This is a genomic window from Kitasatospora sp. NPDC056531 (assembly GCF_042794375.1).
In the GTDB taxonomy this organism is placed as follows: domain Bacteria; phylum Actinomycetota; class Actinomycetes; order Streptomycetales; family Streptomycetaceae; genus Kitasatospora.
The window spans coordinates 1-1,430 of record NZ_JBHTTU010000157.1 but is presented as its reverse complement, the minus strand read 5'-3'; the positions used below and the strand labels follow the sequence as shown (position 1 = coordinate 1,430).

Below are 1,430 nucleotides of genomic sequence, written 5' to 3'. Positions count from 1 at the left end.
ACAAAACACCTCCCCACCACGAGTACACCACACGCCGAACAACCGAACCGGACCCCGTCCCCCCTTGTTCCCCGTGCTCCGGTCATCGGTGAGGGTCAGCTGGGGTCGCTCGCGTAGGAGGTACGAAGGACCGGGTTGATGCCGGGGATCAGGTCGCCGATGGTGATGTCGTCGATCCAGCGGTGCGGGACCTGGCCGTTGCGGCAGATGCTGTCCGGCTGGCCAGTGGCGACCACGAAGACGAAGGTGCGGGTGACCGAGTCGCCGGTGTCGACGATCCCGAGGAAGCCGGTGATCTCGGCGTCCGCGTAGCCGAAGGACTGAGCCGTGATGCGGTGCAGTCCGTCGGCAACGGTCTGCCCAGCAGCACCGGGCCGGACGGGAGGCACCAGGCCTGTGGCGTGTCCAGGTCCCAGAGGCCGGCGTGGACCAATAGGAACGTGCCCTTCTGCTCGATCAGTACGACCGAGTTGAAGCCGGTGATGCCGTCAATGTGCCTGCGGGCGACCAACTCGTCGACCTGGTAGAGGTTGAACGGGCCAGGACCAGGCCGGTGGTGTGCTCCACGACGGCGAGCAGATGGATCTCGCAGCCGGTTGCCTCAGCGGCGCCGCGAAGGCTCCTTCCGTCCACCGATGCCGTCCACCGACACTCCGCGCAGGCCAGTGGCACCCGCCGCCTTCGGGCGGCGGTCGGCCAGCCGGCGACCGACCACTCGATCCAGCGCGTCGCCGTCGACGCGGGCCGGCAGTGGGCGCACCGTCGACTCCGCGGGCCATCATCTTCTTCGACAAGCAGTTCGGCATCACCCGCACCTACCCGACCACCCAGGGACTGGGCCTGGCAGCCCTGGACACTCCCGGAACACGCAAGCGTCTAACCCGACAACGACCCAACCCCCACACAGACCCCGCCCACACACAGGCCCCGACCACCCCACCCGACCCGACCCCCACAGGCCCCCCACAGGCCCCGGCCGCCCGACGCGGGCAGCCGGGCCTCCTGCCGTCGCGCCGCGTTCCCCGTGTGCGCGGCGGGGGTCGTGGGCGTAGTAGCGTCTGGCGTGAAGTCGCGCGTGGTGCGCGGCTGTTGGTGACGGCGGACGGGGGTCTGAGCTTGGGAAGGGATGGTGGGAGTGGGACGGGCACGCGTGGCGGAGCGGGTGATCGTACACCCCGGCATGAAGGACGTGAGCGTCCAGCAGGTACTGGAGGCCCTCGCCGATCCGGCCCGCAGGACGGTGGTGCGCACCCTCGCACACGCGCCCTGCGATCTGAGCTGCGGCTCCTTCGACCTGCCGGTGGGGCGTTCCACCTCCAGCCACCACTTCTCGGTACTGCGCGCCGCGGGAGTGCTGCGCCAGTACTACGTGGGCACCACGAAGATGAACGCGCTGCGCACAGAAGAGCTGGAAAGGCGCTTCCCAGGCC

Annotated in this window: 3 protein-coding genes; 1 reads left to right on the top strand and 2 read right to left on the bottom strand. The window is 69.5% G+C overall.

Features of this window, described 5'->3' with window-relative positions:
- Window positions 1-95: 95 nt before the first annotated feature.
- Together ACFQ87_RS42595 and ACFQ87_RS42590 are read right to left on the bottom strand one after the other, a co-directional pair.
- On the bottom strand, window positions 96-389 hold the full coding sequence (locus ACFQ87_RS42595; RefSeq protein WP_380616343.1) for a hypothetical protein: 294 nt from the start codon (window positions 387-389) through the stop codon (window positions 96-98).
- A 212-nt stretch (window positions 390-601) separates the two neighbouring features.
- Window positions 602-760 carry a hypothetical protein gene (locus ACFQ87_RS42590; protein WP_380616342.1) on the bottom strand — a complete coding sequence of 53 codons (159 nt, stop codon included), beginning with the start codon at window positions 758-760 and terminating at the stop codon, window positions 602-604.
- A 420-nt stretch (window positions 761-1,180) separates the two neighbouring features.
- Here ACFQ87_RS42590 and ACFQ87_RS42585 point away from each other — a divergent pair.
- The coding region (locus tag ACFQ87_RS42585) for an ArsR/SmtB family transcription factor (RefSeq protein WP_380616341.1) at window positions 1,181-1,430 on the top strand (250 nt) is incomplete at its 3' end.